Raw genomic sequence first — 7,758 nt, 5'->3', positions numbered from 1 at the left:
CATGCCACTGCCGAGAATCAGCACACCTTCGTCACGCAGTGGCGCCAGAGCTCTGCCTGCCTGCAGGTGTGCTTCGGGGTCCAGGTCCTGCCGTAACGACAGCTGAACCACAGGAATGTCTGCCTCGGGGAACATCACCTTGAGCGGAATAAACATACCGTGATCAAACCCACGCCCGGAATCCTCCAGGGTGTTCTGTTGTGCCCCAACCAGTAGACGACTCACGCGATGCGCCAATGCCGGCGCTCCTGGAGCCGGATAAGTCAATTTATAGGTGTGGTCCGGAAAACCGAAATAGTCATAAATGAGATCGGGCTGGCTGCCGGCGGTCACACTAAACTCTTGAGTGCGCCAGTGGGCGGATACCAGGAGGATGGCCGTCGGCTTTTCTGGCAAACGCCCGATGACGCTTCGAAGAAAGTCGGCCATACCGTCCCACGTATTGCGGGGACTCCAGTCCATAAAGAAACAAGGGCCAGCGCCGTGGGGAATAAAAAATACCGGTTGTCTGGTAGGCACTCTTGGCTGCGTGGACATCGACATACCTCCATAGGTTTGAATAGTTCAGATATCACAATGAACAGGTTATACTGATACTCAGGAAAGGAGAACGGACTTAAAAAAGGAACTGTTTTAACTAAAGGTAGGAAATAAAATGCTGGACCGATACACAAGCATGCAGGTATTCGTTCAGGCAGCGTCCAGAGGTAGTCTGTCTGCCGCCGGCCGGGAGCTGAACATGTCGCCGGCAATGGCCACAAAACATGTGGATTCACTGGAAACCAGGCTCGGCACGAAACTGCTTCATCGCACCACTCGACAGTTATCACTGACAGATGCCGGACGGGGATACCTGCAGGCCTGTCAGCGCATTCTTCAGGATCTTGAAGAAGCGGAGTCCGAAGTATCTTCCCAGCAGCATCAGGCCATGGGTCGATTACGTCTGAATGCACCGCTATCCTTTGGCACACGCTTCATTGCACCGTTAATACCGGAATTCACCCATCGTTACCCACTGGTGGAGGTGGATCTTGGCCTGAGCGACACTCAACAGGATCTGCTGAAAGAGAGCTGGGACCTGATTGTCCGCATCGGACACCTCGCTGACAGCGACCTCAGGGCCCGCCGTCTCGGCAATTGCCCGATGCGACTTTGTGCCTCGCCTGAGTATCTGAAAAAACATGGAACCCCTAACCGTGTTGCCGAGCTCTCAAACCACAATTGCCTGAGCTACAGCCTTTCCTCAGCGCAACGCGGCGGCACCTGGGCATTCGGCCAAGATGGTAAGATCCAGGTGCCCGTAACAGGCAACCTCATGTCCAACAATGGCGACGCACTTCTTGCTGCCGCCGTTAAGGGCCAAGGGATCATATATCAGCCCAACTTTATCGTGTCCGAGGCATTGGCCAGTGGCGCTCTGGTTGCTTTCGAATTGGATCACCCTCCACTGGATCTCGGCGGCCTGCATGTGCTGTTCGCGCCGGATCGTCGGTTACCCCTCAAAGTAAGAGCGATGATCGACTATTTGGTTGAGGTTTTTGAGAATTCGCCATGTAGACCGTCGTAAATTTTATCCTTTCTTACCAAGGCCCCCTCTCTACACCTGTAAACTGTTCCAACAGTCAGGCTTAGTTCGAAGTTAGCCCGCTCCAGGCCAAAAGCTTTATGTCGGCTTCTGGATCGCGGCCACCTTCTCCTTTTCCATCTGCTTTTTTAAGATCCCGAAACCAATGGTTGTTCAAATATTGTCGTCAACAAGGAAAATCTCATTTGCGGAACCGAAATGGGATCGAGGCCATAAGTCCATTGAGTGTTTCCTTTTGTTTAGGCCCGGACATTTTATTTTCCTCGTAGCTGTCAATTGATGGTTCTAACAGGCAGTGCCTTTAGACCGCAATAGTGGGCTACGTTTTTGGGGTACGAAATACCAATCCATCAATGGCATGGACAAAAAAGTGTATGAAGAGGGCCTTATATCGACGTTCGCCATGGACACGAGGCCATATAGTGAAAGCCCTGTTATGCTCAGTTTAAAGTCATGTCCATAATTGGATCATTCGTAGTTATAACTTTTACGCCAGTTGTGAGAAGCTGTTTCGTCCTGATTTAAAAGATACGCCGGTTGTGGTGCTGTCCAACAATGACGGCTGCGTGGTTGCACGCTCGCGTGAAGCTAAGTTACTCGGTATTAAAATGGGCGTACCCGTTTTTCAAATCAAAGCTGAAATGCAGCGCCATGGTATTTTGGCATTCTCGTCCAATTACGCGCTGTACGCAGATTTGAGCAGTCGAGTGATGCGCACTTTGGAAGAGATGGCACCACGAGTAGAGGTTTACTCCATTGACGAAGCGTTTTTGGACTTAACCGGTATTGAGTCTGCCATATCCCTTGTCGAGTTCGGACAACAAGTGCGAGCGCGCATAGGCCACTGGATTGGGATCACCGTCTGTGTAGGCATTGCACCAACTAAAACACTCGCCAAGCTGGCGAACCATGCCGCCAAGAAATATCCCGCCACTCAGGGCGTTGTAGACCTGACCAATCCAGATCGGCAACGTCGATTGCTCGCATTAGTCCCGGTTGATGATGTTTGGGGCGTTGGTAGACGGCTTTCTAAGCGTTTAAATGCGTTGGGTATCACCACAGCCTTAGACCTAGCCAATGCCTCTCCTAGAGCCATCAGAGACCAGTTTTCAGTGGTTTTAGAGAGAACTGTCAGAGAGCTCAATGGTGAGTCGTGCATTGAACTTGAAGAGATCCCACCAACTAAGAAACAAATCGTCTGTAGCCGTTCATTTGGCGAAAAAGTAACGCAATTTGAATTGTTACGTGAGGCCGTATGTGAATACGCAACCCGCGCCACTGAGAAGCTTCGCAAAGAACAGCAGCAAGCCAAAGTGATGACCGTGTTCATACGTACCAGCCCCTTTAAGGACAACGAGCCGCAATACAGCAGCTCTGCATCAGGTGAGTTGCTGATCCCCAGTTGCGATACACGGGATTTTATCGAGCTGGCCAATCACTTACTCAAGCGGATTTGGAAGGATGGTTTTCGTTATGCCAAAGCGGGCGTCATGCTGTCTGACTTTTACGATCCCGGCATGTTTCAACCAGGACTATTCGATGACGTATCAACCCGCTCTAATAGCCAACAGTTAATGTCTGTATTGGACACCATTAATCAAAGCGGTGCCGGAAAGGTTTTCTTTGCTGGACAAGGTACGAAGAAAGATTGGTCGATGAAGCGAGAGCATTTGTCTCCCGCCTACACAACACGCTGGGACCAGTTACCGCGAGTGAAGTAGTGCAGTTGACTCAATACGCATTCACTCTGCAAGGTATTTACCAAGTAGGCGCATGAGTGCTTTGTCTTTGACTTTATTTACGACCAACACGATTCATCAGCATGTCATGGTTTACTTCATCAAAGAATTAATCCAAACGTAGCTTTATCCATAAATTCTCCAATCCTTTTGTTTATTCAGCGGCAATTATGACCCTTTTTTTAAAAGATACATACAACAATCAATTAGACCATCATGCAAAGTATGGGTTCTAATAACACCCCCCTTAACCCCGAGCTTCTTCTCAGCCAACCTCATTGCCTTTTCTATTTTATCTCTCTTTTTCTCTCTCTTTCTCATTCTAATCTCAGGGCGAGGCCAGCCAAAGTAGTACCACAAAAGTTAATATTAAAAGAATTACATGGTTAACTTCCATTATATTGCATGATGGTCTAGTCTTAACCTATTAACTGTAATTTGTTCTATCACTACAAATATCGAGTGCATGCCATGCCTTTTATCGCGGATCGGTTTGATGAGTTAAAAAACAATATCCGTTCTCTCAATACAATTCTCACACATACGCAACCATTAGCCGCTCTTGCCTACCCACTACCCTGTACCTCAAAGGGAATGGAAAGTGAACCGGTTAAATATATTGCAGCAGAACAACATACCGGACATAAGGCTGTTGAACTCGCGGCATCCTGCTACCAAGACCTTTACATACAACCAGACTATTCACAAAAATCAGCGCGGCGCACTGTCGGCGTTATTTGGCTCTCCCCTGCCCAAAACCCAACAAGCATTACTATCCCTGAGCTGGTGGATAAAATAAACGCGGCAAAAACGGATATCGAAAACCATATCATTCAAACGTATGAAACAAGGCAAGACCGGTTTGAAGCGCTTCGCGCAGAGTGCCCTGGCATTATGACTATGCACCTATATAGGCATATTCGATGTTATTCAGAGCAAAACATTCAATCAATTCGGTTCGCCTGGCAAAGAAAAGACTCGCTATCAAAGCCGGTTAAAAAAGACCTTTTACTTAAAATTGAAGAGGAGTTTGATAGATCGGGGCCAGAATACCGCGTACCTCTTGAGCAATTGATCAATAAAATTAAGCAAACTCCTGGGGAGCTGCTTAGGATACGCCGGCAGGTTCGCGTACAACCGGCAGCAAATATACGTTTTGATGCTGGAATAAAAACAGTAACAGCACCAATGCCTATAATCATAATTCAAAGTAATGAGCTTAAGCTTAAAGCTTTAACTGATTTTGATGCTAGATCACAAAGAAAAATACGCTCTGATAAAGTGGCATCAGAAGTTATCGGCTCCTTTGGTGGGGTAACTATTGAGGTTTTTTCAGCTCGGTAGTGCGCAGCTTTAATAAGTATAAATGACTGTCCAGCCGCGATTAATACTTTTATCACAGATATTAATGGCGGCATTTAGGTCCCGTTCTATATCCGTAGTGCCACAAGATAGGCAATACAACTTGCGAACTGACAATGATATTTAACAAAAATTAATCGTGCTTTCACTAGATTAGCGCGCCTTTACTTTCCTAGATAGCTGGCGCTATTTATGCCTGAGGTTTTTCTCAGCGTCCTTTAAAAACCGTAGAGGCTGTCTTTCTGCCATTAGAATCTATGGCTAAGTGAGAAGACCAAGGTCAACACTCGAGTTCACTCTATCACTTTAAAAAATGCTAAGTACATGAAGTTGCTAAAGGTATTATAATCTATGTAGTACATGATAACGCATACGTTACCCCTAAAGCATAGAGTTACAAAGCGTGACCGATATGAGCATTAAATTGGTTAGTATCATTAAGCCTAAGCTGAATTCAATAAAGAGTCTAAATTAAAGCCTGTAATATAAATTTGATTTATTCAGGTTGAATAATTTCAAAATAAAACCTTAAGTGAATGAAATTAAGGGATTTAAATCAAAACTCTTTTTGAGGAAGTTTTGCAGACATTTACTCATAAACCTCTAGTTACCAAATAAATATAGACTCAGAGTTAACTGAATCACCAAATTAGCCATATGGCTAACACAATGGTTTTTTAACTTGCTGTTAGCTATATAGATAACAGCTGGCGTTTTAGGTTACAATGTCAGCTGCATAATAAATCCTATTGGTAATTGTATGGCTAACAGAGTCGAAATTGGGAAGAAAGTCAGCGTAAGTAGAAAGGCTTTAGGCTATACACAGCAAAGGCTTTCAGTAATATCCGGCATTAATAAAACAACAATTTCAGAAATTGAAAATGGCCGATTTACTGGTTCTTTCGATATTTTTGAGCGCTTGCTCGATGCTGTTGATTTACAGTTTGATGTTTCTCAAAAAAAGTATTCGCTACCTGATTGGGATGAAATTGAAAATATATTCTCAGAGGATGAATAATGAGTACAAATCCAAACTTACCCAGTAAAGTTAAAAATATTACCGTATGCACTAACAATACAGAGCTTGGTATATTAACTCATGGCTCAACTCATCATTACCAGCCGACACAAGAAAAGCAGCACATATCGTTAACAATGACAAAAAAAGGTATAGACGGTTACTCTTCAGGTTCTCTGCATCCTATCTTTTCACAGAACTTACCAGAGGGCTTTAATCGTCGCTTTATAGCTGACAAGTTAGCAAGGTATGCAAAAGTAAATGACATGTACCTTCTCGCTCTACAAGGAGAGCAAGGCATTGGCATGCTATCATATAAAAGTGAACTTTCGTTACCAGAAGCAGATACTATTCCACTGAACGATATCTTATCTTACAACAGTACTGAGCCTCTATTCCCTCAACTATTAGAAAAGTACTATCTAAGAAACTCATTAGCTGGCGTACAACCTAAAGTAAGCATTCCTAATGCCAGCAATATTAAAACTGACAGAACAGTCCAACAAAAAGATTTAATCGTAAAATCATTTGATTCTGAATTTCCATTACTTACTGTAAATGAATTTGTATGTATGGAAGCAGCTAGATACTGCGGGTTTAAGCCACCTAAAACGTATTTATCCCATAATCTCGAAACATTTGTCATAGAACGCTTCGACACAGCACAAGATGGTACAAAGCTAGGCTACGAAGACTTTACCACTTTATTAAAAAAGCCAAATGATCCCGATGCAAAATACACGGGCAATTACGAAACACTACTCAAAGCAACAATCTTGTACACTAATAGCCAATCAGAAGTTGAAAAAATGTATAAGTATATTGTATTTAATTGCTTAATCGGTAACGGTGATGCACACCTCAAGAATTTTGCTCTTCAGTACACACCAGATATGTCGAGGGTTTACCTTTCCCCACCTTTTGATATAACACACACAAAAATTTATGAAGCTATAGACAATAAAATGGCGCTTAAGCTTTCTAACAGTAAAGAGTTTCCTGATATAACTCATTTATTAAAACTCGCTGAGGGTACCCACTTTAAAATTAGGAAAGCTAAAGAAATAGTAGAATCCCTGAGTGACAATATACTTGATTACCTTAAGCAATCTGAAGAAGTGAAGTTATTTAATGGCTTACGCAACTCAATAGAAAACTCTGTATCAAGTATAATGACACCAAGCTATTCAACAAAAAACTATCGTCATGACAGAATAAAAAAGTTTGAGTAATATTAAGACATTCATATAGCAATAGTGCAGCTAAAAAGCACTGCCTAAAACCTCATGGGTAACAGGCACTCCTTCGTTTCGTGTAATAGCAATGGGGAAGATGCTCACCTGATGCTTAACCCACACCTTGTTAAAGCACCGAGTGATATTATATGAGCTTTGCCATATTGCAGAACACAACCACAGCGAACGATTTTGGCGCTTACTGACGCAAGTGATGCCCTATTTGAAAGACGTTAAAGCTAAGTTAAATAGCATGGCAGAAATGTATTTGAATGAATAAGGATTACTAAATGAAATGCCCTAGTTGTGAAAAGTATATCGGCTGGGATTGGATAGAAGATGGATGTGTTGAGCCTAATGAAACCTTTGATTGCCCACACTGCGATGAAACCTTACGCTATGAAGTGGATGAAGGCACATACCTTGGTGCTCAACATATGACAGTTGAAGTTGTGGATGATTAACTGCCTATCGAGGGCGTTCAGACTTTCCTTTTGCCAATCTTCTTTTAAATATTGGGTGATTTTTATGGTTAGGTTCTGCTAATTAGCAAGCTTATTTTGCCCAAGCATGGCCTGGGTGCTAAATTCACTGGCGCTTAAGAACTTTGAGTCTGTTACAGACTCAAAGTTCAATTACCCTAATACTGATATATTTACGAGTGTTTTTGAACGAGTATAACCGGGCTGCTTTTCGATAAACCATAGATCAAATCCAGTCCAAGAAAGACGGTGTAGTCTAAACGGGGCTGTTCAATGTATTACCAATATTTCACCTTAGACATTTTTTGCATGAGATGCGCCTGAGCTTTGTGTTGAG

The 7,758-nt window shown here is 43.5% G+C and carries 8 protein-coding genes; 7 read left to right on the top strand and 1 reads right to left on the bottom strand.

The annotated features are described in order from the left end of the window. Window positions 1–537: class III extradiol ring-cleavage dioxygenase (locus tag L655_RS0100270; protein WP_024603699.1), on the bottom strand; the 537-nt coding region annotated here is incomplete at its 3' end. A gap of 118 nt (window positions 538–655) precedes the next feature. Between L655_RS0100270 and L655_RS0100265 the strand changes: the two genes are divergently transcribed. From L655_RS0100265 to L655_RS1000000127475, 7 genes are all read left to right on the top strand, one after another. Beyond that, window positions 656–1,567, top strand: coding sequence for a LysR family transcriptional regulator (locus tag L655_RS0100265; RefSeq protein WP_024603698.1), 912 nt, complete (start codon window positions 656–658; stop codon window positions 1,565–1,567). Between the two features lie 485 nt (window positions 1,568–2,052). After that, on the top strand, window positions 2,053–3,306 hold the full coding sequence (gene umuC, locus L655_RS0100260) for a translesion error-prone DNA polymerase V subunit UmuC (protein ID WP_029751509.1): 1,254 nt from the start codon (window positions 2,053–2,055) through the stop codon (window positions 3,304–3,306). A 489-nt stretch (window positions 3,307–3,795) separates the two neighbouring features. Beyond that, a complete protein-coding gene (locus tag L655_RS0100250; protein WP_024603696.1) occupies window positions 3,796–4,668 on the top strand; it encodes a DNA replication terminus site-binding protein in 873 nt (290 codons plus the stop codon). A 778-nt stretch (window positions 4,669–5,446) separates the two neighbouring features. After that, window positions 5,447–5,704, top strand: coding sequence for a helix-turn-helix domain-containing protein (locus tag L655_RS0100245; RefSeq protein WP_024603695.1), 258 nt, complete (start codon window positions 5,447–5,449; stop codon window positions 5,702–5,704). Then, the gene (locus L655_RS0100240; RefSeq protein ID WP_024603694.1) at window positions 5,704–6,936 is read left to right on the top strand and encodes a type II toxin-antitoxin system HipA family toxin; all 1,233 of its coding nucleotides are present in this window, start codon (window positions 5,704–5,706) and stop codon (window positions 6,934–6,936) included. Before L655_RS0100245 ends, L655_RS0100240 begins: the two co-directional genes overlap by 1 nt. 142 nt (window positions 6,937–7,078) lie before the next feature. Then, entirely contained in the window at window positions 7,079–7,219 is a 141-nt protein-coding gene (locus L655_RS1000000127755) for a YgjP-like metallopeptidase domain-containing protein (protein ID WP_076915308.1), read from the top strand. A 10-nt stretch (window positions 7,220–7,229) separates the two neighbouring features. After that, the gene (locus L655_RS1000000127475) at window positions 7,230–7,403 is read left to right on the top strand and encodes a hypothetical protein (RefSeq protein ID WP_198925102.1); all 174 of its coding nucleotides are present in this window, start codon (window positions 7,230–7,232) and stop codon (window positions 7,401–7,403) included. The last annotated feature ends 355 nt before the right edge of the window (window positions 7,404–7,758 follow it).

The sequence above is a fragment of the Pseudoalteromonas sp. TAE79 genome (assembly GCF_000498015.1).
Classification (GTDB): Bacteria; Pseudomonadota; Gammaproteobacteria; order Enterobacterales; family Alteromonadaceae; genus Pseudoalteromonas.
This window is presented reverse-complemented; position numbering and strand designations above follow the sequence as displayed.

Coding starts and splice junctions, on each gene's coding strand:
- L655_RS0100265 (WP_024603698.1), top strand. CDS start 656: ATGCTGGACCGATACACAAGCATGCAGGTATTCGTTCAGGCAGCGTCC.
- L655_RS0100240 (WP_024603694.1), top strand. CDS start 5,704: ATGAGTACAAATCCAAACTTACCCAGTAAAGTTAAAAATATTACCGTA.
- L655_RS1000000127475 (WP_198925102.1), top strand. CDS start 7,230: ATGAAATGCCCTAGTTGTGAAAAGTATATCGGCTGGGATTGGATAGAA.
- L655_RS0100250 (WP_024603696.1), top strand. CDS start 3,796: ATGCCTTTTATCGCGGATCGGTTTGATGAGTTAAAAAACAATATCCGT.
- L655_RS0100245 (WP_024603695.1), top strand. CDS start 5,447: ATGGCTAACAGAGTCGAAATTGGGAAGAAAGTCAGCGTAAGTAGAAAG.